At 58.2% G+C, this 21,633-nt stretch carries 18 protein-coding genes and 8 pseudogenes; 10 read left to right on the top strand and 16 right to left on the bottom strand.

The features are described from left to right. The 3 genes from U5G49_RS36885 (at window position 1) to U5G49_RS36875 (ending at window position 1,628) form a co-directional block, all read left to right on the top strand. Window positions 1-873: a glycine betaine ABC transporter substrate-binding protein gene (locus U5G49_RS36885; protein ID WP_027690936.1), complete on the top strand. Its 873-nt coding sequence runs from the start codon at window positions 1-3 to the stop codon at window positions 871-873. A 70-nt stretch (window positions 874-943) separates the two neighbouring features. After that, window positions 944-1,234 (top strand): helix-turn-helix domain-containing protein, encoded by a 291-nt coding sequence (locus U5G49_RS36880; RefSeq protein ID WP_168255746.1) that lies wholly within the window; start codon window positions 944-946, stop codon window positions 1,232-1,234. Between the two features lie 49 nt (window positions 1,235-1,283). After that, a complete protein-coding gene (locus tag U5G49_RS36875) occupies window positions 1,284-1,628 on the top strand; it encodes a DUF7674 family protein (protein ID WP_193446124.1) in 345 nt (114 codons plus the stop codon). Between the two features lie 359 nt (window positions 1,629-1,987). On the opposite strand, the gene U5G49_RS36870 is transcribed toward U5G49_RS36875, so the two are convergent. The 3 genes and pseudogenes from U5G49_RS36870 to U5G49_RS36860 form a co-directional block, all read right to left on the bottom strand. Continuing rightward, entirely contained in the window at window positions 1,988-2,131 is a 144-nt protein-coding gene (locus U5G49_RS36870) for a hypothetical protein (protein WP_193446123.1), read from the bottom strand. Between the two features lie 212 nt (window positions 2,132-2,343). Further along, window positions 2,344-3,342, bottom strand: coding sequence for an IS5 family transposase (locus U5G49_RS36865; protein WP_193446122.1), 999 nt, complete (start codon window positions 3,340-3,342; stop codon window positions 2,344-2,346). 120 nt (window positions 3,343-3,462) lie between these two features. Beyond that, a pseudogene (locus U5G49_RS36860) lies at window positions 3,463-3,702 on the bottom strand (IS6 family transposase); the annotation flags it as partial. 330 nt (window positions 3,703-4,032) lie between these two features. Between U5G49_RS36860 and trxA the strand changes: the two are divergent. The 4 genes and pseudogenes from trxA to U5G49_RS36840 all read left to right on the top strand — a co-directional run. Next, window positions 4,033-4,353: a thioredoxin gene (gene trxA, locus U5G49_RS36855; protein WP_193446120.1), complete on the top strand. Its 321-nt coding sequence runs from the start codon at window positions 4,033-4,035 to the stop codon at window positions 4,351-4,353. Beyond that, a pseudogene (locus tag U5G49_RS36850) lies at window positions 4,301-5,115 on the top strand (IS5 family transposase). Before trxA ends, U5G49_RS36850 begins: the two are co-directional and overlap by 53 nt. A gap of 193 nt (window positions 5,116-5,308) precedes the next feature. Then, window positions 5,309-6,874, top strand: a complete 1,566-nt coding sequence (locus U5G49_RS36845; protein ID WP_193446117.1) for a Fic family protein — start codon at window positions 5,309-5,311, stop codon at window positions 6,872-6,874. 204 nt (window positions 6,875-7,078) lie between these two features. Further along, window positions 7,079-7,567: pseudogene (locus tag U5G49_RS36840) on the top strand (IS6 family transposase); the annotation flags it as partial. A gap of 21 nt (window positions 7,568-7,588) precedes the next feature. On the opposite strand, the pseudogene U5G49_RS36835 reads toward U5G49_RS36840, so the two are convergent. Beyond that, a pseudogene (locus U5G49_RS36835) lies at window positions 7,589-7,690 on the bottom strand (IS6 family transposase); the annotation flags it as partial. Here U5G49_RS36835 and tcmP point away from each other — a divergent pair. Both tcmP and U5G49_RS36825 read left to right on the top strand, forming a co-directional pair. Continuing rightward, window positions 7,641-8,360: a three-Cys-motif partner protein TcmP gene (gene tcmP, locus U5G49_RS36830; protein WP_193446116.1), complete on the top strand. Its 720-nt coding sequence runs from the start codon at window positions 7,641-7,643 to the stop codon at window positions 8,358-8,360. The pseudogene U5G49_RS36835 and the gene tcmP overlap by 50 nt on opposite strands. Before the next feature lie 129 nt (window positions 8,361-8,489). Continuing rightward, window positions 8,490-8,903 (top strand): hypothetical protein, encoded by a 414-nt coding sequence (locus U5G49_RS36825; RefSeq protein ID WP_193446115.1) that lies wholly within the window; start codon window positions 8,490-8,492, stop codon window positions 8,901-8,903. 69 nt (window positions 8,904-8,972) lie between these two features. Here the strand turns inward: U5G49_RS36825 and U5G49_RS36820 are convergent, their stop codons facing one another. From U5G49_RS36820 to U5G49_RS37355, 8 genes and pseudogenes are all read right to left on the bottom strand, one after another. Beyond that, entirely contained in the window at window positions 8,973-9,101 is a 129-nt protein-coding gene (locus U5G49_RS36820; protein ID WP_281365689.1) for a hypothetical protein, read from the bottom strand. Window positions 9,102-9,151: 50 nt separating this feature from the next. Then, the gene (locus U5G49_RS36815; protein ID WP_193446114.1) at window positions 9,152-10,222 is read right to left on the bottom strand and encodes an LLM class flavin-dependent oxidoreductase; all 1,071 of its coding nucleotides are present in this window, start codon (window positions 10,220-10,222) and stop codon (window positions 9,152-9,154) included. A 269-nt stretch (window positions 10,223-10,491) separates the two neighbouring features. Continuing rightward, on the bottom strand, window positions 10,492-11,559 hold the full coding sequence (locus U5G49_RS36810) for an IS110 family RNA-guided transposase (protein ID WP_130751121.1): 1,068 nt from the start codon (window positions 11,557-11,559) through the stop codon (window positions 10,492-10,494). Window positions 11,560-11,814: 255 nt separating this feature from the next. Beyond that, window positions 11,815-12,381, bottom strand: coding sequence for a nuclear transport factor 2 family protein (locus tag U5G49_RS36805; protein WP_193445987.1), 567 nt, complete (start codon window positions 12,379-12,381; stop codon window positions 11,815-11,817). Window positions 12,382-12,486: 105 nt separating this feature from the next. Beyond that, window positions 12,487-12,654 (bottom strand): annotated as a pseudogene (locus U5G49_RS36800) (cytochrome P450); the annotation flags it as partial. Between the two features lie 83 nt (window positions 12,655-12,737). Continuing rightward, window positions 12,738-13,940: a cytochrome P450 gene (locus U5G49_RS36795; protein ID WP_193445988.1), complete on the bottom strand. Its 1,203-nt coding sequence runs from the start codon at window positions 13,938-13,940 to the stop codon at window positions 12,738-12,740. A 181-nt stretch (window positions 13,941-14,121) separates the two neighbouring features. Further along, window positions 14,122-15,489, bottom strand: coding sequence for an AAA family ATPase (locus tag U5G49_RS36790; protein WP_246289359.1), 1,368 nt, complete (start codon window positions 15,487-15,489; stop codon window positions 14,122-14,124). Between the two features lie 475 nt (window positions 15,490-15,964). Beyond that, window positions 15,965-16,210: pseudogene (locus tag U5G49_RS37355) on the bottom strand (plasmid partitioning protein RepA); the annotation flags it as partial. 248 nt (window positions 16,211-16,458) lie between these two features. Between U5G49_RS37355 and U5G49_RS36785 the strand changes: the two are divergent. Then, window positions 16,459-17,399 (top strand): annotated as a pseudogene (locus tag U5G49_RS36785) (IS3 family transposase); the annotation flags it as partial. 322 nt (window positions 17,400-17,721) lie between these two features. Here the strand turns inward: U5G49_RS36785 and U5G49_RS37275 are convergent. The 4 genes and pseudogenes from U5G49_RS37275 to repA all read right to left on the bottom strand — a co-directional run bounded on the left by U5G49_RS37275 (window position 17,722) and on the right by repA (window position 21,250). Beyond that, complete coding sequence (locus U5G49_RS37275) at window positions 17,722-18,120, bottom strand: hypothetical protein (RefSeq protein ID WP_246289381.1); 399 nt, start codon at window positions 18,118-18,120, stop codon at window positions 17,722-17,724. Window positions 18,121-18,242: 122 nt separating this feature from the next. Then, window positions 18,243-18,980: pseudogene (locus tag U5G49_RS37270) on the bottom strand (recombinase family protein); the annotation flags it as partial. Continuing rightward, window positions 18,896-19,186: a recombinase family protein gene (locus U5G49_RS37265; protein WP_246289362.1), complete on the bottom strand. Its 291-nt coding sequence runs from the start codon at window positions 19,184-19,186 to the stop codon at window positions 18,896-18,898. The gene U5G49_RS37265 and the pseudogene U5G49_RS37270, both read right to left, overlap by 85 nt. An 813-nt stretch (window positions 19,187-19,999) precedes the next feature. Further along, complete coding sequence (gene repA / locus U5G49_RS36775) at window positions 20,000-21,250, bottom strand: plasmid partitioning protein RepA (RefSeq protein WP_193445989.1); 1,251 nt, start codon at window positions 21,248-21,250, stop codon at window positions 20,000-20,002. Window positions 21,251-21,633 lie beyond the last annotated feature (383 nt).

Below are 21,633 nucleotides of genomic sequence, written 5' to 3'. Positions count from 1 at the left end.
ATGTTCAAAACACTCGCAACCCTCGGCCTCGCCGCCGCCCTTCTCGTTGGCACCGTCACAGCGACCATGGCTGCGGATGCCAAGCCGGTGAAGATCGGCTGGGCCGCATGGTCCGACGCCGAATTCGTCACTAAGCTCGCTGCCAGGCTGATCGAGACCAAGCTCAACCAGAAGGTCGAGCTTGTGCAGGCAGACGTGGCGCCGCTCTACCAGGGTGTCGGCCGCGGCGATCTCGATGCGATGATGATGGCCTGGCTGCCGCAGACCCATGCGGACTATTATGCCAAGGTCAAGGAGAAGGTCGAGACGCTCGGCACCGTCTATGACGGCGCCAAGCTCGGCTGGGTCGTCCCGGACTACATTCCCGCAGACCAGATCGGCTCGATCGAGGATCTCAAGAAGGAAGACGTCCAGAAGAAGCTCTCCGGCACCATCCAGGGCATCGACCCCGGCGCCGGCCTAACGCGCCTGTCGGAGAAGGCCGAGAAGGATTACGGGCTGGGCAGCTACAAGCTGCAGATCTCCAGCGAAGCAGGCATGCTGACCACCGTCGATCGCGCCGTGCGCGGCGAAAAGTGGTTCGTGGCCACCGCCTGGAGCCCGCACTGGATGTTCGGCAAGCACCAGCTGCGCTACCTCGACGACCCGAAAAAGTCGCTGGGTGAAGCCGAGCACGTCGACATTCTGGCGCGCAAGGACTTCAAGTCGGAAAATCCCAAGGTTGCCGACTTCCTGTCGCGCATGAAGCTGCCGATTCCCGATCTGGAAGCGGCGATGTTTACCGCGCAGCAGAGCTCCTATGATGAAGCAGTCGACAAGTACATTGCCGACCACCCCGACCAGGTGAAGAGCTGGATCGGCGAGGAAGGCTGATCTCCGACATCATGCTCCCCAGCACCATCGTGCTGGTGAGCATCTTCGCAAGATCGAGCAGGAGCGACAGATGTATATCGACAGCCCGGACACATTCTACACGACTGACGACACCATCGGCGGCCGGATGTCGCTGGCGCGCGACGCGAACGGCCTGTCGGTCGAAGCCGCCGCCCTCGCAATCGGCATCGCGGCAGGCACCTGGATCGACTGGGAAAACGATCGTGACGCTCCCTTCCCCGACCGCCTCGTGATGATTGCCGAAGCGCTCGGGGTCAGCCTGGCGTGGCTCGTCAGCGGACGTGGCGAAGGGCCAACCTGGATCACCAGTGACAACGTTTCTGCCTTTCGTCCGGACTGACTGCCAACGGCCGCGCCAAACGATTTCAGCAGGACAAGGAACGACATCGATGGATACCAGCACAATCACATCCGAACTGACGCAGAACATCCCTGGGGCGCCGGCCCTGGAAGCAGGATCGACAACCGGCCAGCCGATCGATCTCTCCGCCATGCACGCCGTCTATTCGGATATGGGATGGCTGATCGCCGAGCGTTTTTCATCGCTTGAAGACCGCCAGAGGGTATTCGAGCTGATCGAGCTCGGCATGCGAAGCGGTGACCCCAAACTGAAGCATGCGGTATCGACGGGCTTGATCGAAGCGATGATTTCCCGCACCGGCGCGCAGCCGGCGAGGTGGCGACAGATCTCGGCGCAGCTCGGACCGCTGTCCGCTGCCTATATCCACGGATAGCTTTTTCCCCTGCCAAGTTCCGCCCATCACGGCCGGCATCAGCGTGGATCGCAGGTGCCGGCCTGTTCGTCTTCGGCCAGCCCCCTTCCTCGTCACGTGTAGGATAGACAGTGCCCGCGAAGGCTGCCGGGTGCGCCGATTGCCGACGGCGCGATCCTGCGAACCCGATCCCCATCGCCAACCCCTTCGCAATTGCGACAGAAGACATCGGAGTTGAGGAGGTGACCAGACGAAAGGATCAGACGCCGGACTGATGTTCAGGTGCGCCGTGTACAAGCTGAAACTCCGGCGAGTGAACCAGATGAAGATAACGTTTGAGAGCGCCGGTGCAAAAGTCGGCCACGGATTAAGAACAATGGCTAGCCCGAAAAGGTCGTCATCGACAAGAGCGGCGCGAACCTGGCAGGATTGCAAAACATCAACTTGACTAGTAGCGACGAGCGACGCGCCGCGACCGTGCCGCCGAGCAGGATCGCAGCCTGCTTAATTTTGGCGATATGCATGGGCTGCTCGCTCCTTCAAGGCGGCTTCCGCCGCGTCAGTGATTTGTTGCGCAAGGTCTGGGTGGAACGACGCGGCACGCTTCCCGCGCGCCTTCGGCGCGTAGCTGCGCGGTCGACCGTCTGGCCCAATCTTCAGAACCATATTGAACAAGCGCAGATGGGCGTTGGTGCACCGCTCAGTGACGGGTCATCATTCGGTCTTTGATGCGTACTTATTTCGTTGCTGCCGTCGGTGCCTCGCAACGAACGGATTTCGGGCGTCCGCAGGCGAGCATTCGGTTCAGTGTGGTGACCCCGATCGCATCCTCTGTCTGCTGCGACCGGAATGAACGAGCGTGCAAACGCGGCCCGATGATGCCCTTGTATCTGCCCATCGCCGTTTCGATCAGCGCCCGTTTGCCATAGCCGGTGGACGTCTGCCATTTCAGCCGGCCATCTGCCTGCATGGATGATATGTGGTCGTCTCTCTGGCAGGATGCTTGGACGTTGGGCCGTTCAACCGCGTTCGAGCGCGGTGGAATGACGACCCTTGCGCCTGCGCTGTGACGGAGAACTGCGTCGTAGGTTGGATAGCCATCATAGGCTCCATCGGCAGTGAACTGGTCGATCTCATCGTCGATCTGATCTAGCAACGGCTCCAGCTGAGAGGCATCGCCGGTTTCCTGATCTGTCAGACTATGTGCAATGATCTCGCCACTGTCGGCATCAACAGCCAGATGCAGCTTTCGCCAATTGCGCCGGGACTTTACGCCGTGTTTTTCTTCCAGCCATTGGCCCGCGCCATAGACCTTCAATCCCGTGCTATCGATCAAGACGTGAACCGGCCCGTCCGCCACAGGTTGGCGGTCATTGCTTTTGCTCAATGGCTTCCAGGTTCTGGCCCTCCGGCTCAACGTGGTGTGATCGGGCACAGGCAGATCCAATCCCATCATGTCGAGCACCGAACTCAAAAGCCCTTCGCTCTGGCGCAAACGCAGCCCAAACACCATGCCCAGCATCAGAGTAGTTTCGATCGCCAGATCCGAATAGAGAGGCTGGCCACCACGCGTCTTGCGACGTGGGGCAGCCCAACCGATAAAAGCTTCCGGCGTTATCCAAACGGTCAAACTGCCACGGCGGCGAAGCGCCGCCTCATACTCCGCCCAGTTCGTCACTTTGAACTTCATTTTACCGATGTGATGGCGGCGGGCGGCATTATGTTTGTGCGGCATGCTGGATCAATCAACCTATTTTCGATCCGGCCGCATAGATGAAAAATGTTGAAATTTGATCCCTGCACCAATTCCGTGCAGCGCGGCCCCCACATTGCTGTGGGTGCCGCGCGGCACACATTCGAGGTGCCAGACATCGCCTTTAGTCGGCGCCTTGCGGCGTATGCGGCGCGCATAATCAGGGCCATGCTTTCGCCACCATCGGCGGACGGTCTCGTTGGAAACGACGATCCCGAAATCGAGCAGCATTTCCTCGACATCGCGCAGGCTCAGATGAAAGCGAAAGCAGAGCCAGACAGCACGGGCTACGATTTCGATCGGATAGCGGTCGTTCTTGTCGGTCGGTGCACTCACGGAAATGGGTGCGCTGCTCCCTCAATTTCCTTACCGCTCAATCAATGTGAGAGTACCAGCGCGGCAGCTTATTGACTGTTGACCGTCATGAATAACGATTCTATATGTCGCGACGGAAAAAATACGTCCTGCATATACAAAACCGTCAGAAGGCAATTATGCCGACTTTTGAGAATCCGCGCATGGTCAAGGGGTCCGACCGCCTTGTCTCGGCAAACTCCGGCATCACAGGGGCAACGCCCCCTATGTCCAAAATAGCGTCGGGTCGGAAACTGAAAATCCCGCACCGCACCATCACATGTGGTTCAACCCCCAATACCGTCAAAGGAGCAGCCTATGCCTAGCGTGAAAGTCGATATTAATAATTTCCAGTCGGAAGTTCTGGAATCCGCACAACCCGTCGTCGTCGATTTCTGGGCTGAATGGTGCCGCCCGTGCAAGATGATTGCGCAGAGCCTCGAAGAAATCGCCGTCGAGATGGAAGGCAAGGTCAAGGTCGCCAAGCTCAATATCGATGAGAATCCGGAACTCGCCGCACAGTTCGGTGTGCTCTCCATTCCGACGCTTGCGATCTTCAAGGGCGGCGAAGTCGCCGATATCTCGGTTGGCGCAGAGCCGAAGACGGTTCTTTCGAACTGGATTTCGAACGCCGCCTGAGGCCCTGTCTTTATGGACGACGCGGAGGCGGACATCGCGGGGTGGTCAGCCGAAATACTCGGATCTGGCGATTACGTTGTGCTTGACCCTGCGCGTCGTCTACGGGCTGGCGCTACGCCAGACCCAAGGCTTGATGCGTAGTGTCGCGGCGCTGATGGGGTTCGATATTGCCGTGCCTGACTTCTCCACCCTGTCTCGCCGGAGCAAAGGGCTGGCGTTGCCGTCGACAAAGTCCCGAGCCACAACATCAGGTCCGGTCCATCTGGTTGTCGACAGCACCGGCTTGAAGGTCTTGGGCGAGGGCGAGTGGCTGGAAAACAAGCACAAAACCAAGACCAAACGCAAAAGATGGCGCAAACTGCACCTTGGTCTCAATCTTGTCAGTGGTGAGATTGTTTGTCCGATTTGACCGTGGATGATGTCGGCGATCCGACAGCGTTACCAGGACTTCTGGACCAGATCGGTGGCGCCAGTGCCTATTTCTTCGCCAATCCCGTTGTCGGGATCGGACCGGTCAGACTTACCCCGTTGATCTGCTACGAGCAGCTCATCGTCTGGCCGGTCCTGCAATCCATGCTCTCCGACCCCGAGATGATCGTTGCCGTTGGCAACGGCTGGTGGACGGCCGACACCAACATCGTCGCGATCCAGCGGGCCAGCGCCAGCGCCTGGGCTCGGCTATTTTCCAAACCGCTTATCCTTTCCCCCCGACCCACCAATATACAAAAACTAGTGCGAACCAGATACGCAATTTTAGTGTGATTCGGATGTGGGAAATTAGTGTGAATAACATACCGAAAACTAGTGCGATTCAGATACACAAAATTAGTGTGATTCATACGCAGAAAAGTAGTGTAATCTTTATGCGGTAAATTAGTGCATCTCCATCCAGCAGCCATCGACAGGTTTTGTGCTACCGATGTGCATAAAGGTGGAGCGATCACAGGAGGACGGCATGGCGAAACCCAACGAACTGCTCGCAACATCGCTCTCGGAGCTGAGGGGTGTCACCCAGAATGGCACCAGGTCGGTCGTGAAGTCGGACGAGCTCAGCCGCGTCCATAGAGAGCGCTTGCAGGACAACGGCTTTCTCGAAGAGATCATGAAAGGCTGGCTGGCAGTCAATTCGAGGCCTTCCGCCAAGAATAGAATCGATGCCGCGTGGAGTACCGTGTACTGGGAATTTTTAGCCCGATATCTGGATGACCGCTTCCCCAATGAATGGCGCCTCTCCGCGGAAGCATCGGTTGCTCTCTGGTCAGAAAATCACTCCATTCCGCCGCAGGCCATCGTCAGAAGCCCAAAGGCGAACAACCAGCTCGTGAAACTGCCAAGCGACACATCGCTCTATTTGCTGCGTTCGAAAGACAATGAACCGGCGGAGACGAAAGAGCGGTTGCGATTGATGCCGATGGAAGAGGCGGTCTGCAACCTGTCGCCGGAGTCCTGGAAAACATCAGCAACCGACGTCATTGCCGTTATCGGCTCGATCCGTGGAACCAGCTCGCTGCTGCAATATCTTCTTGATGGCGGACGCAGCCATGTGGGTGGCCGTGTCGCGGGAGCTCTGCGCCATCTAGGCAGGGAGCGCGACGCCGACACGATCATGAAAGCCCTGGACGCGGCCGGTTACAATCCCCACGAAGAGAACCCCTTCAATCCTGCGACCGAGCTGGTCAAACTCGATGCGCGGCGTGCTCAGGCTCCCTCCGCCACGCGCATCAAGAACCTCTGGGCGAGGATGAGGAAAGATGCGCTCGACAACATTGGATTCGAGCAACTGCGCATCAATGACCGCGACGGATACATCGCCCAGATCGACGAGCGCTATGTGGCGGACGCGCTGAACTCGCTTTCGATCGAGGGATATGAAGTGTCCGAAGATCTCATTCAGAGGGTCCAGGACGGAGCGTGGAAGCCGGACGAGGACGCACAGGACTACGAGACCAAAAACGCATTGGCCGCCAAGGGATATCGACTGGCTTTCGAGGAAGTGCGCGACGATATCAAGAAAATCCTTGATGGCGCGCCGACCGGCAAACTGCTTGAAGAAAGGCATCAAGACTGGTTTCGCGCGATGTTCAGTCCTTCGGTCACCGCGGGTATCATCAAGGCGCATCAACTCGCCGGCTATCGTTCGCACAACGTCTACCTGCGCGGCTCTTCGCATGTCCCCCTGCCACCGAATGCCATTGCCGATGCAATGGACGCGTTGTTCGAATCCATCGAAGAGGAACCCGATCCGCGCGCGAAAGCCGTCGTCGCTCCGTTCCTGTTCACCTACATCCATCCGTTCCCCGACGGAAACGGCCGAACGGCACGCTTCATCATGAATGCTCTGCTGGCAGAGTGCGGAGTCCCCTGGACCGTCATACCGGTCGCGCGCCGGGACGAGTACATGGACGCCCTGGAACAGGCGAGCCAACTCGAAAACATCGTACCGCTGACGACGTTCGTATCCGAGCTCGTCAATGCGCCCCCTCCGGAGAGAGAGGCGAAGATTGCACAAAAAGCGTCGTAGGACGATTGCAATGGCTTCCCGTTCTTCGGGCGCGTCTTTCGCCGGGGCTGGCGCCCGCAAGACATATTCGGGCGTGTCGCAAGGCGGTCGGCCGAACGCGTTGAGCTGAAATACGTTCTGCTCTTCACGCCTTATTAACCTTTTGAAGTCCTGCTGGCACCGTAAAGTTAACCGACGGCTGATGAAGATTTGCGTACATGGGCCATGTCAGAAGTTGCTCGTGATCGGCTTTATCGTCGCCACCGCTATCCCGCTGAGATCATTGCGCCCGCGGTATGGCTCTACTTTCGCTTTCCGCTCAGCCTGCGCATGGTTGAGGACATGCTGGCGTCCCGCGGTATCATCGTCACGCATCAGACCGTTCGAAGCTGGGCGGAGAAATTCGGACGGCATTTCGCCCGGGAGATCAAGCGACGGTCGGCCGGCTGCCTGGGCGACATATGGCATCTCGACGAATGTGTGGTGGCCATCAATGGCAAGAAGCAGTGGCTCTGGCGTGCCGTCGATCAGGACGGCTTCGTCCTCGAAGTGCTGGTGCAAAGCCGCCGAAATGCCAAGGCGGCAAAGCGTCTGATGCGCAAGTTGCTGAAGGCTCAAGGGCGGACACCACGGGTCATGATCACCGACAAGCTCCGGTCCTATGATGCCGCCAGGCGCGACCTCATGCCCGGTGTCGAACACCGGTCGCACAAAAAACCATCCATACAACAACAGCAGCAGCCAGTTGATGTTTTGCAATCCTGCCAGGTTCGCGCCGCTCTTGTCGATGACGACCTTTTCGGGCCAGCCATTGGTCTTAATCGTGCGGGCGAAGAAAGCGCAGAGCCCGCACAGTGATGCAAAGCTTCGACTTATCGCGTGTTATCTGGAAAGTTACTTTCCCGCAATTCTTGTAAATCATGCCCAGGACCGACAGCGCATCACTCTCGTTGATGGCTTCTGCGGCGGCGGGCGGTTTACGGACGACGGTTCGATCATAAGCGGCACCCCATTTTTGTTTCTCGAGGCGGTCGCGAAAGCAGAACGGATAGCAAATGCCGGTCGAAACAAGCCTTTGACGATCGACGCGGAGTATCACTTCGTCGACAGCAAACGGGATCATGTCGAGTTTTTGCGGGCGGAGCTGATCAAAGCCGGTTACCTAGACCAGCTTGACCGATCAATCTTCCTTTACAACGCCGACTTTGAAACCGTATTTCCGGATATCTGTCGTCGAATTGAAGGCCGGACCAAGCGCGGGGTTGGGCGGTCAATCTTTCTGCTGGATCAGAAAGGCTACTCCGACGTTGCATTCGAAACGGTTCGGAAGATTTTGCGCTTTAGCGCAGCAGAATGCACTCTCACCTTTGCGGTCGGTTGGCTGATCGACTACCTGACCGACAAGCCACAGACGTTGAAGCGCGTCTCGCCCATAGTAATATCGGAAGAGCAGCTTCGCGAATTTCTCCGCTTCAAGGACGAGCAAGGTGGACGATACGTCATTTAACGTCTGCTGTTGCGGCACATCGCCGATGCTACCAAAGCAAAATTTCAAAGCCCGTTTTTTCTTCGTTCGAAGGAAGCCCGGAAGGACCTATGGCTGGTTCATCTGTCAAACCATCTCAAGGCGCGAAATGTGATGGTCGACAGCCACTGGCTGATCAATAATCAGTCCTTGCATCAAGGGCATGGCGGCTTGGAGATGTTGGGCTTCAATCCGAACATCGATCCGGACGGCGCTCCGGATTTTTGGTTCGGCGCCAAAGACGAGGAGGTTATGAAAGACTGGCTTGCTGAAGACTTCATGCGGAGAATGCGGGGCGTCCATAAGAACATTTCGGTTCCATATGGAGATTTCGTCACTTCCATCGCCAACGAAACACCTGCTCGCCTCGCCGACATCGACAAGGTGACGGCTTTCCTCGTCGAGGAAAAAGAGCTGGACCTCCGAAACGAAGGCAATGGAACGAAACGCTCGTCTGTGCCTGTGTATCGGGACACCATTGGTGTCGCCCAACAACCGAAGCTCTGGTCGCTCGGTAGCCGCTAGGGAGGCAGGTATGACGACGTTGCGGATTGCTGAAATCGTGCCTGCCGCTTTCGGCTTAGCTTGCGGAGATCAGACCTCCAGGTCATCCAGCTTAGCCGCCACCAGCTTGCGGATTTCCGAGGTCAGATCGTCGACGCGGGTGAACTTGCTTTTGTCGTAGTGGATGCGATGGATGTTGAAGGACGCCGCACTTGCCACAAGCGGCGATATGGAAGCAATATCGCGTATCTGACCGCCAACCTCGACATTTATTTGCTGAGGATGTCCCTGACCTTGTGACTGAGGGACTTATTGACTGCTGGAATGATCTTATCTCCCCAGAGCTCTATCTGACGCAGCATCGTAGTCTGATCGAGGTCTCCCAGTTGGGTCTGAATCGCAATCTGGTCCGGCTTCAGAATTTCGATTTCTTGCAGGAGGCGGTCAATGACTTGATTTATGCTACCGATCGGCAGGTTCTCCCGCATAGTCTCGAGAGACAAATCCTGCTGCGTCGGCGTTGCCTGCAGCATATAGCCATCGTGGCTCTGCTGACGACGCTGATGAAGCGCTTCGGATAGCTGGCGCTGGAAACGTGCGTTGTCGAGATAGCGGTTGATCTCCGCTCCGTCAGCGCTCGCGTAACAGCAGCGCAGCAATGATATCTTCGCGTCGCCAGGGCTCTTGAACTCGGCAGCTGCTGCCTCCTGGATCATTCCTCGCAAAGCACCCAAAGTCTCCAATCCGTTGTGTAGCGCGGTTACGAGGAGATTATGTCTCTCACGATAAGCCCGCCGCATACTGCTCGGAGACCCGGTTGCGATCCAGATCGGCGGCGAGGGCTTTTGAATAGTTCGGACCGAGATCGCAGTCGGAGGGATCTGCATAAAGTGGCCGCTGTGCGAGAAGATTTTCTGATTGAGACCTTTGAGCACAATATCAAGATATTCCGAAAACACGGCTGGCGCGTTATCAATGTTGACGCCGAAGCGCTCGAATTCGAACTGCTGATACCCTGAGCCAACACCGAGCTCGAGGCGGCCGTTCGAAACTACATCGGCAAAACCGATTTCGGCGAGCAAGCGCTGCGGCTGATAAAGCGGGAGGACGCAGACAGCAGTGCCAAGACGAATTCTTTTTGTCACGCCGGCGCAATGAGCGACCATCATCAGCGGCGACGGGACCAGGCTGTAGTTGTTAAAGTGATGTTCGGCAAACCAAGCGGTATCGAAGCCTGCCTGCTCAGAAAGGACGGTTTGTTCAATGGCGTCGTGGATGACGCTGTCCGACGTTTGGTGATAGCCGCGCTGGGTGGCCAGAATGAATGTCGCGAACTCCATGCAGTCTCCAATGAAAGAACGCAAGGGGCAGAACACCAGCATTTGGCGGCTTTTCCTTGGGTTCGGTTAAGTTTTGACCGGCATTCGTACCGATCGGCAAAGTCTCTCTTTCCGCCGGACAGATCGCTTTGCTGTCCTTCGGTTCTTGAACCAGTCTCCAATGCGTGACCTGATGCCTGGGGCTTCGGTCACAGAGTGGCGTTCGGCTCCCGGTTTCCCATTCTCCTTGAGAAGCGCAACCCAGTTCTACCGGGCTCGCTAGACTGCCATCAGGACAACCGGGATATCGTCGACGCGCCTTCCATGGTGGCGGTGCCGCGCGGCTCGTAGGCGCGCTGGTCACGCAGGATCTGGAAGGCGATCGTCAGAAGCTTGCGCGCGATGGCAACCCGCGCCTTGTTTATTCCTTTGATCTTCAGATGCTCGTATTGGGCGCGCAGCTGTGGATCGCTGGCGATGGCAGGTGTTACCGCCTCGACGAAGGCCCAGCGCAGCCACTTGTTGCCCTGCTTGATGATCTTGCCGTGGAAGGTCTTGCCGCCGGAGGAATAGGTCGAGGGCACAAGCCCGGCATAGGCGGCAAGCTTCTTCGGTTGGCGGAACCGCGATATGTCGTCGATCTCCGCATCGATCAGCCGGGCGAAGAACTCGCCGATGCCGGGGATCGTCTTCAACAGCTTGACGTTGGCATTGGCCTTGGTCATCGCCCGGATCGTTGCTTCCGACTGTTTGATCCGCATGTCGATGTCGCCGATGAAGGCGAGACCACGGTCAATCTGGATGCGGTCGATCTCAGAGACGTTCACTTGAGCCAGCTGGACGCGGCCGGCCTTGCCAAACAGGTCGCCAAGCTTCTTCAATTGCGCCGTCTGCTCCGGATAGCGGTCGAACACCGTGACGATCCGGTTCTTCGTCATCGTGCGCAGCCGCACGTAAAACATCCGTTCGCGTAGCGCGACGCGAAGGTCCCGCGATCTCTCGCTTGGCGCCCAGGCTTCGGGTACCAGATCGGCTCTGAGCAGATGTGCCAGCACCGTCGCGTCGATCTTGTCGGTCTTGATCTTGGCGTCGGCGATCGCCTTAACCTTCAGCGGATGGGCGAGAACGACATCATCACAAATGTCGTCGAGCCAGTCGTACATCACCATCCAGTTGCGCGTCGCCTCGACAACCGCATGCGAGTTCTCTCGATAGCGTTCGAGAAACCCGCCGAGCGACTGTCGGTCGTTCTTCACCCGGCCGGATCTCAGCGTCTTGCCGCTGCTGTCCTGAACCACCAGGTGGCTGTAGGATTTGTGGTAGTCGACCCCGATATGGTATTCATAAGAGGCAGTCATGCTTCCAACTCCCTTATTGAGATCTTCGAAACCCCAATAAGATAAGCCGAAAGGCTGGAAGTGTGACTGTCCCTCGATCATCATCTGCATCTCAGTGATCCGTTCTCTCAACGGCCGCGGCCTCTTTCATGCCACCTCCTTGTTCGCTATCGCGAAGACCTGATGTAGGACGCACGTCGTAAAGCCTTAGCCAATCCAGCTTTCGACGATCGAGTAAGCGGCCATCTCCGGGGAGGATCTGGTGGATGTTGCAGATCAATCATGGTCGTTCGCCTCCGATATTGGTCCACATCTCGGGCTGGTGCCTTTGAGAAGCGCATAAATCGGATCATTCGGATGCGGCGCTCCAATTGGCCGCCGTGATGCGAACCTTTCGCTTTCAGGCAGTCCGGGTGGGAGCTGCTGCTCAATCCAATCGTAAATCACTGTTCGGGCTATGATACGCCACTCCCCTTCCCGCTTGTGGAACAGATCGCCGTAGCGGCCGCACAGGAGCACCTGCCGTATCTCACCGCCTGCGTCCGGTCCACGTTGAAGCGCCGTGAAATAGCTCTCGACCGTGGCCTCTGACGGGCCGGAGAATTCAATCAGTATATTCGCTATCTGATGAACATTGCGCGGCTCGGTCTTGAAGATGCCAAGCGCAAGTCGGATAAAGCCCTCGGATGGTCCAGAATAGCCCCCATGGTTGTCATGCGCATCCGGCCAGTACGCGCTGCGCAGCGCCGCCTCATCCCCCCGGTCGATCCCGCGGCAATACCGGTAGAGGCAGTCTCTGATGGCCTCGCGGTCGAGTAGCTCACTGATTTTGGCTTCGTCCATTGTTTTTCCCACCATCGCTGAGTTTGTTAGGACCAGTCAAAATTAAATTTTTGAGCCCGAATACATGACCCCATGGGTCATCGGCGACATACCCTCTTTGATTCGAAAGGTGTCGGCGTGGCGGCTCAACAGAAAGAGCCCCGACGCCGCGCGATGCACCGGATCGTACTCGCGCAACCACCGCATGAACGGATACGGGTCGTGGATCCACGCTGGCGACGCCAGTTCGGCGAAGGCGTCCGGGCATGCTGCCGTGGTTTCTTGCACGTCCATCTTGGCTGGCTGATCTGACCGGCGCGCGCCAGGCGCGCCGGCAAATTGCGGAAAGGATCGCGATTCCCGGTGGTGTCCGCGCATCACCAGAGCACCGGGAACTCCTCGAACCCGCCAGTGATGATCTCCTTGCGCAATTTCAGTTCTTCGGGCGCCACGGCCAGGCGCAGCGTGGGGAAGCGCTGGAAGATCGAACCGAACACCACCTTGAGTTCCAGCCTGGCAAGCGCCTCGCCGATGCAGTAGTGCGGCCCGTAGGAGAACGCCAGGTGCGGTTTTTCGGCGCGTCCGATGTCGAAGATTTCCGGGTCGTCGAAATGGCGTGGATCGAACGACGTCGCCGGCAGGCCGACCAGCACCTTGCTCTCCGCGGGAATATGCACGCCCGCGATGGTCACGTCGGTCCTCGGATAGCGCATGATGCCGTCCCAGCCCGCGCCCGGCGGGTACATGCGCAAGATTTCCTCCACCGTCTTGTCCACGAGGGATGGATCGCCGACCAGGCGTTCGCGCTGTTGCGGATGGCGGAACATGGCCAGCAGGCCGAATTCGATCTGTGCGACGGTGCTCTCGTGCCCCGCCACTAGTATGCCCGCGGCCAGGCCGATCGCCTCTTCCTCGGTCGCCTTGCCCTGGTCGACCGCTGCGAGCAGATCCGTCAGCAGGTTGTCGCCCGGATCCTGGCGCTTGCCTCGCATCTTGCCGCGAATGTAGGTGCGCAATTCTTCCCAGGCCAGGAGCGCCGCGCTACGCGGGCCGCTTTCATGCTGGTGCGTCATCACTTCGTCGGACAGCTCGGCGAAAAAGGCGTGATCCTCGTAGGGCACGCCCATCAGCGCGCTGATGACCATGGCCGGAAGCGGAAAGGAGAGGTAGTGTCGCAGGTCGGCGGGCTGGGGCTGGGCCGCCAGCGTCTCGAACAACTGCGCGGCGATCGCCTCGATCTGGTGCGCGAGCAGCTTCACCCTGCGGCTGCTGAAGGCCGGCGCCACGATCGTGCGTAACCGGGCATGCTCGCTGCCCTCGTGCGAGCCCAGCCACCCCGGCGAACCGAGAATCACCGTAGCCGGGGTGAGTGCCGCCGGCGGCATTCCCGAGGGCCGGAACGCCGCGTCGGACAGTACCGCCTTAGCCTCGTCGTAGCCTGTCACCCACCAGCCTTCGTGCCCGGACGGGAAGCGCACGCGGTGGATCGGACCGTTGGCGCGTAACGCCAACATCTCGGGCGATGGCTCGATGTGATTGACGCGCCACATCGGCAGCGTCGGCAAGGATTGTCCGGACATGATGGCACTTCACTCTCTATGCGATGAAAGGGCGGAAGGTGACCGGCAAGCGCTGCCGGCAGCCAATGACTTAAGGCGGCATGTAGAAGACGTCCTACGCGGCGATTGTCGGCGCCAGATACTCCACTGCACGAACAGCGGGGGAAGGTGCCGGCATGACGCGCTGGACGCCTTGCAAGCGTCAGCAGCAAGAGGAATCGTCTTCATCGTCTTGGTCGGTGATGTGTCTTCTTTCCGTTTTCTCATTCCTCTTGAGGGAGCGGACCTCTGCTTCCGCGAGGGAAAAGACCACCTCAACATCCTCGCGTGAGATAACGAGGCTGCCGCCTCGCGCAACGCTTCGCTGAACGAGACGGCGCACCATCTCCTTGACATAAGCCGCGCTGCCGCCGTTGGAACGGACGACGGCCTCGGCCAAAGCTTCGCCCTGGAAGTTCAGCGCATGACCGTATTGCTTGATCAGCCGCTCGCGGCAATCGTCATCAGGGGGAGGAATCTCAAGAGCCGCATCTACACGGCCCGAACGCGAGGCGAGTGCCCCCTCGAGGGAGTTCAGCCGATTCGTGGTCAGGATGATGATGATGTCCGCGTCTGTGCCGAGACCGTCCATCTCGTTCAACAAGCGGTTCAGGCGGGTTTCTGCCTTTTGGCCCGAAATATCATCGCGCGAACGGGCAACCAGATCCACATCCTCAAACACCATGATGCATGGCTGCAGGACACGAGCCAACGCGAAGTATTCCTCCATGTTCAGCATCTGCTCAGCCGTGAGCAGAATTGTGCTGTGCTCGGGCAGGTTGGCAGCAATATAGTGGACGACATGGGTCTTGCCGGTGCCAGGCTCTCCGTGGAGCAGAATCCCCTTCCGTCCCGACTGGCCGAGGCGCTTCAGCTCCTCCCGGTATTTAACAAAATCGAAGATGTGCGTATCGAGCTGGGCCATAATCGCCTTTGACAGCACTACGTCGTCCCGGCTTACCGCAGGAAGCTTATGCACGCGCATTGTTTCGTGCGTGCCCTCGAAGTCAGTGGACTCGAAAGAGACAGCCTTGTTGCGATAATGTCGGGAGTTCTTGCCCTGCGCCTGGATTGTGCGCAGAAAGCCCTCGGCGAAGTCATGACCCACCTGATTAGGCAGATGAGCTACTTCGACCTGGACCTTTGGGCCACTCCGGGTATTGAGCTTCGACAACATGACTGCTGCAGGCACGTCGCCGTCGATCGTTATCAGCCAGAGACCGTTGTTTATCGAAGCATAGGGCTCATCTTCGCCAATGTCGATGTCCTGATGCTGCACGGGCGTCAGCTGCACGGCGCGTGTTTCCTCGGAAGTGGTCAGGTCTGACAGCTTCATCGGAAAAATCTCGTACTGTTGATGGAAGCCCAAGAGCTCAGGGGACCAAGGTGCGACTTGGCCCTCAATAATGGTTTGAAGATCTGCCAGGAGATGTGCGGTAAAATGCCGGCGTGAGCTCACGAGATCTCCCAAATCATTGGTCTTGAAATGGCGAAGAAGTTTCTGCCACACAAAGCGATCGGGTTCAGTCAAGACGATGTTCCTTTGAAAGTGGAGTTGAGTGGAAGGCCTGGGTCTCTAAAAGCAGCACGCGCATCAGGTTTCTCTCCAAACGTTATTCTGCAGATATCGGTCTTCGGCGGCCGCGAGCTCGCCATAGCGCGGCAGCCCCAGAGTGCGAGCTTATAAAGTGTCTGCTTCTGGCCGCCGCCTCCGCCATGGCGTTGGCCGCCTTCAAGAGCTCGGCCGGTTCGCACAACATGAAGCGTATGCGCTGCGTGCGCGGGCTCATCTGCTGACCCCTGGATCGGGAGTTCGCCTTACCTGCAGTCCTGGAGCACGAAGCCCGTGACATATAGATCGGGGGACGGTCCCAAACCTTGGATACGATGTCCACTACCTCCGCATTGGTGGAAGTCAGCGATTCGATCGCTTGCTCGTACGCCGATCGGCTTACCGCTAACCCTGACAGCTCATACAACGATCGGTTTTTGAGCCACCCTTCCCGTATCGGGCTCGATTCCCCCTGGCGCCTCCGCGGGCAAAACTTCAAAGCCTCTTTCGGACGGGCCGAAGCGAGATAAGCACGGAGTTCGTTGATCTGTCGAAGCGTATAGGATCGTCTTCCTGCGGTCCCTGGCTCCAGCCCATCAATGGACGACTGGCGCAGATAACTGCCCGACACGCCGAGAATCTCCGCAACCTCGCCCAAGGAGAACGAGTGCAAGGTCATGTCGTCCGGAAAAGGAGCCCTGATAATATGTGGCATAAATAGCCTCTTGACGGTTTATTATCTTCATAACGTATATATTCTGTCGCCGTCCTAAACCAGTTGCCTGGGCTAGTCAACACTCATCAGCCAACAAGCACTTTGCCGCGCCAACAAACTTACCGGCTCCATCGGAGCAGGCCGTTCGTCAGCTGATCTGAACCCTTCAAACTGGACCGTTTTGGTTAGAGTTTTCCGGTGCATTTTCCTCGCTGGGAAAGGAACGGAAGACGATGAAGGCATCGCAATTTTCGGACGCGCAGAAGGCGTTCATTCTGAAGCAAGGTGATGAAGGTGTCTCGGTTGCCGAGATCTGCCGCAAGGCGGGCATCAGCCAGGCGACCTACTTCAATTGGAAGAAAAAAGTATGCCGGCATGTTGCCGCCGGAGATGAAGAAGCTGAAGCAGCTCGAGGACGAGAACGCTCGGCTGAAACGGATCGTCGCAGATCTGACGCTCGATCGCGAGATGCTGCAGGACGTCATCCGGCGAAAGCTCTAAGGCCTGCTCGCAAGCGGGAGGTGGTGAAGGGCATGTGTCGGGATTGGATGATCTCGATCCGGCGCGCCTGTGAAGCGTCGAAGTTCGATCGGTCCACCTACCACTATGCCTCTCGCCGCGCCGATCAGGCCGGTCTGGAACGACGCATTCGTGAGATTTGCGAGACCCGCGTGCGCTACGGCTATCGTCGCGTGCACGTGCTGTGGGAACGTGAGGGTTGAGGCACCAACAGCAAGCGAACCTATCGCATTTACAGGGACTTGGGCCTGCAATTGCGGAACAAGACGTCCAAGCGCCGGGTAAAGGCCAAACTTCGCGAGGATCGGCAAATGGCTGTCGGTGCGAATGATGTCTGGGCGCTGGACTTCGTTCACGATCAGCTCGCCACCGGAAAGAAACTGCGCGTTTTGACGGTGGTCGACACCTTCTCGCGCTATGTGCCGGTGCTTGATCCGCGCCAGAGCTATCGAGCTGAAGATGTCGTGCAAACCTTGGAACAGGTGTGCCGGAACGTCGGCTATTAGAAGACGATCCGTGTCGACGAGGGGACGGAACTTGTGTCACGTGATCTCGACCTTTCGGCCTATGCCGAGGGGTGACCTTGGATTTCTCACGTCCAGGCAAGCCGACCGATAATGCACTGGGTGCTTCCGGGCTGCAAGTTTTGAACGGCTGAAGATCCATGGGCCATCGGGCAACGGATGGACGCCCTCAATCTCGCCCGCCTCGGCCGCCAGACGCAATGTCATTGGCGTGAACCCGATCAGCTTCGAAGCACCTCCGAGATTAAGCCACGGCTCAACCCCGTCGATCTGGGGACGCAAGACCGGAATCTTGCGATATGATCTCAGCGCGGTGACCCGCTCACGTGTCCAGCGATTGCCATTCCCAGTCGTCAGCCCATTGCGATTGAGGACGCCGGCAATCACGTCGTCATTGGCAATTAGGACGAGTTGCCGGACGGCCTCAATTATGTCGTGCGGGGTCGCGTTTCGTTACCCTCGACGCCGCTTTGGCAGGCGCTGCTTGGTGTGGACACCACCAACCCGTTGGATACCAAGGACGATCTCGGAGGCGGCATCATCGAGATCAGCGACCACTTCATGGATGAGCGTGCGCACGATGCGTTTCTTCAGTCTTGCATCGGCCGATGGCGCTGTCCAGACAGCACGAAGGTTCCCCGCAAGTGCGGCTATCTGCGATGTGGACATCGGATTTGGCTGCGGCGTCGCCATCTGGTATTTGGCAATTCTGGCCTCGATCTCGCCGACGCGCGCCAGCCTGTTCTCCGGATTCGCCACGTCGTATTGCCGGAATGCCCGGTCGGCTGTATAGCGCGCTGCCTCCAGATCGCGCAGCAGGGCATCCTGAACCTGGTCGCGTTGGTTGGCCAATTCCGCTGCTTCTTGACGGCGGCGGCAATGGCGCCTGGTTCGACTACACCGAGCAGTGCCTCTTCGATTGCGTCATCGACCCGTAACCCGCCGAAAGCAATGCAGCGGGGCTCGCCATTGTCGGGCAGACCACGCCAGCAGGAATAACGCGGAATGTTATGCTTGTTTCCGGGGTACCGGACCGTCAGCTTCCGACCGCACCTCTTGCAACGGAAAAGGCCGGCAAGCAGAGCGTCACCATGTTTTGGCGCTCCGTGATGGCGGCTGGCCGGCATGTTGTCGCTGACCATCTTGCGGATCTCCTCCGCCCGTTTCCAACTGACGTAACCTTCGTGTGCATCCGGGATCAGCGCCAACCATTCATTACGCGTCTTGCGACGAATTCCAGATCGGCCATCGTATCGGGGCACGGAGCGACTCTTACCATAAGCGTACGCTCCGCCGTAGATCAGGTTCGCAATCATCCGGTGGATGGTGGCATAATTTGGCCTGCGCCAGATGACGTCACCGTTGGTGTACCTGACCGGCAGGTCCAGCCCTTGCTCGAGGAACCATAGCAGAGCCTGCCGCGCACTGCCGAGTTCGGCAAACTTGTCGAAGACGAGTGCAATGGCTGCCTGGATGCGTCGGTCGGGATCCTTCTCGATCCTGTCACCGGCCTTTACGAAGCCGACCGGAACAGTGACGACGAGTTCACCGCGGCGAGCCTTCTCATAGCGGGCGGAAAGGGAACGCTGACGCAGGAGATCGAGTTCATACTCGTTGAGGCTGCCCTTCAAACCCAAGAGCAGGCGCTCGTTCCCTGGCGGGGCGCATGGACCGTTTCCTGGTCGACCAGGACAGTATCGACAACACGGCACATTTCGATGAGTTGTTGCCAGTCCCGACTGTTCCGGGCGAAGCGCGATACCTCACGTGCGGCTACGGCGCCGACCTTTCCAAGGCAGACTTCCGCCACCATGCGGTTAAATCCAGCGCGGGTCACACCACCGGCGGCCGAACGACCAAGGTCGTCATCTACCGTCTCGATGTGCGACCATCCAAGCGCAGCCAGCCGGTCGCGCATGGCGCCTGGAGGGCGCTGCTTTCGCGATTGTGCAGAACCTGATGAGCCGAAGACTGCCGAACATATGTGACATCGAACCTGCCGGCGCCGCGACCGATTGCGTTTCGTCCCGATTCGCCCCATGGAACGGCGTCACCGCGGAGGACCGTGCACCCGTCGATCTCCACGTCCTGGTTGGCATAACGGAAAGGCAGGTTGGCCACTGTAATGCCCCCCAGCGCAGGATCTCCCTGATCGCCTTCGACGACGGAACTTGGCCGCTGCGCACCATGTGCAAATGCTGCTGATGCGTTAGCAATGCCAGCACGCAGTTGTCGACCGACAGCCCGGTTATAATCACTTCGCCATCGTACGGCGAGACTGCTTGCGCCTTCTCGATTAGGTGAGAATGGCATGATCTTTCTCACTAAAGTCAACTATCGCCCTGACAGGATCCCAAGCCTTGCAGCCCCCCGCCCGTCGATGGCCGAGACCGTCATGTAGCGCTCTTTGAACTCCGCGTCCGGAGTGCATTTAGCCCCCTCAAACGGACGGCTTTTGTGGTCGACTTGCGTTCAGCGCATGTCAGGCGACATTTTCTGGACATGGCCGGCCCCAAGCTCTGTGCATCAAACATACGATCTCACCGTTCACACGATGGGGGCACTCTATGGCGAGGTTATTCGCTCTCGCAAATTGCGAGAGCGTGATCTCATAAAGTGTCTGCTTCGTAGTCCCCGCCTCCGCCATGGCGTTGGCCTCCTTCAAGAGCTCAGCCGGTTCGATCGAGCGCATGCGCTGCGCGCGTCGGCTCACTTTGCTAAGTCCCCTGGATTAGGAGCTCGCCTTACCTGCAGTCCGCGAAGCCCTCATCACATACATCGGGGGACGGTCCCAAACCTCGGATATGATGTCCATTACCTCCGCATTCGTGGAATTCAGTGTTTCCATCGCTTGCTCGTACGCCGATCGGCCTACATCTCCGGCTGACAGCTCATACAACGATCGGTTTTTGAGCCCCGCTTCCCGGATCGCGTCCGATTCCCAGACGGTCGCAGTCAACAGATCATCCCCCAGGGAGGCCCGCAGTAGTGCGATTGCCTCCTGCTCTGAGACGTCACGCGGGTTGTGCCTTGTCACCAAGAATTTGATGAAATCATAATTGACCGACCTCCCAGCCTTTTCGATCAAGGAAACGAAATGAGAGAAAAAGTTGAGGAACATGGTCGTTTTCGCGATATCAGCCAATTGCGGGCGGGCCGTCACCAGCACGCCGGTGGCTGCTTCAAACGCACCCGCGGTCAAGAAGCCGCCGCATTCAGGTGCACAGTGGATAACGACGACGTCGTAATCCTCCTCGACTTGCTTGAGCGCTTCCACCATTCTGATGCTAGCGTCTGGGTACCCCCACTTGCTGCGGTAGCGCCGCGAACTTTCCTCTTCGAACTGCTCGAGCTCGGAAGAACCCGGCACGAAATCAAGACCATCAAAAAGGGTTTTTTGGATTATAGAGCTCAGACTGACCCGACGGTCATCATAGCGTATCGCGGCATACATGCTCGCATTGTGGACGGGTAAGGTAGCCGTGAAATAGCCGTACATTTCCGACAATGAGCCGTTCGGATCGAGATCTACAGCGAGAACGCGGAATCCTTGAAGTGCAAGGCCCTGAGTCAGATATAACGATGTAGTGGTTGTCGAGGGGCCGCCAGCTACTGAGATGATCTGCAGTTTCTCACCCTCGCGCCTGCGCGGGCAAAACTTCAAAGCCTCTTTCGGACGGGTCGAAGCGAGATAAGCACGAAGTTCGTTGATCTGTCGAAGCGTATAGGAGCGTCGTCCTGCGGTCCCTAACTCCGGTGTTGGCCCCAGCCCATCAATTGACAACTGGCGCAGATAACTGCCGGACACACCGAGAATCTCGGCAACCTCGCCCAAGGAGAACGGGCGCAGGGGCCTGTCGTCGAGAATTTTTTCGGGAGCTGCGCCCCGCGCTCTTAGGCGATCCCAGAGTTCTTTGCCATGGCGCTGAATGCGCTCCGACGTTGTGTCCATTTGAAAGGTTGGATTCGCAGAGTGTGGCATAGGTGGCCTTGTGACGGCGTTTCTCGTGTATGACGTGTTTATACTGTCACGGTTTACACATATCTGTGCCTGTCAACAAGCACTTTGTCGCGCCAACAAACTTGCGGCTCCATTCTTTCGTCAGCCTCATTGAATTATTGTTGTCTATTTCCTCTTAGTGGGGGCGCGACGAGATTTTTTCGCCGGTCCGCTCCGGCGTCCCGCGTGGGCTCGTCTTCGGCGGGGCGAACAATCCCCCATGTCGGCGGGGCCTCCGCACAGGAACCACTCGACCCAGCGTGCCACGACCTTCGCCGTTACCCCGTATGGCCCCTGCTGGGTGGCGGCCTCCATCCCTCTATACCCAACGGGATGAATCGGAAGCACCAGCGCGCCATCATGGA

This window comes from Rhizobium indigoferae (assembly GCF_034554815.1).
GTDB lineage: Bacteria > Pseudomonadota > Alphaproteobacteria > Rhizobiales > Rhizobiaceae > Rhizobium > Rhizobium leguminosarum.
Note: the sequence above shows the minus strand (reverse complement) of the source record. Positions and strands in the feature narration are given on the sequence as shown.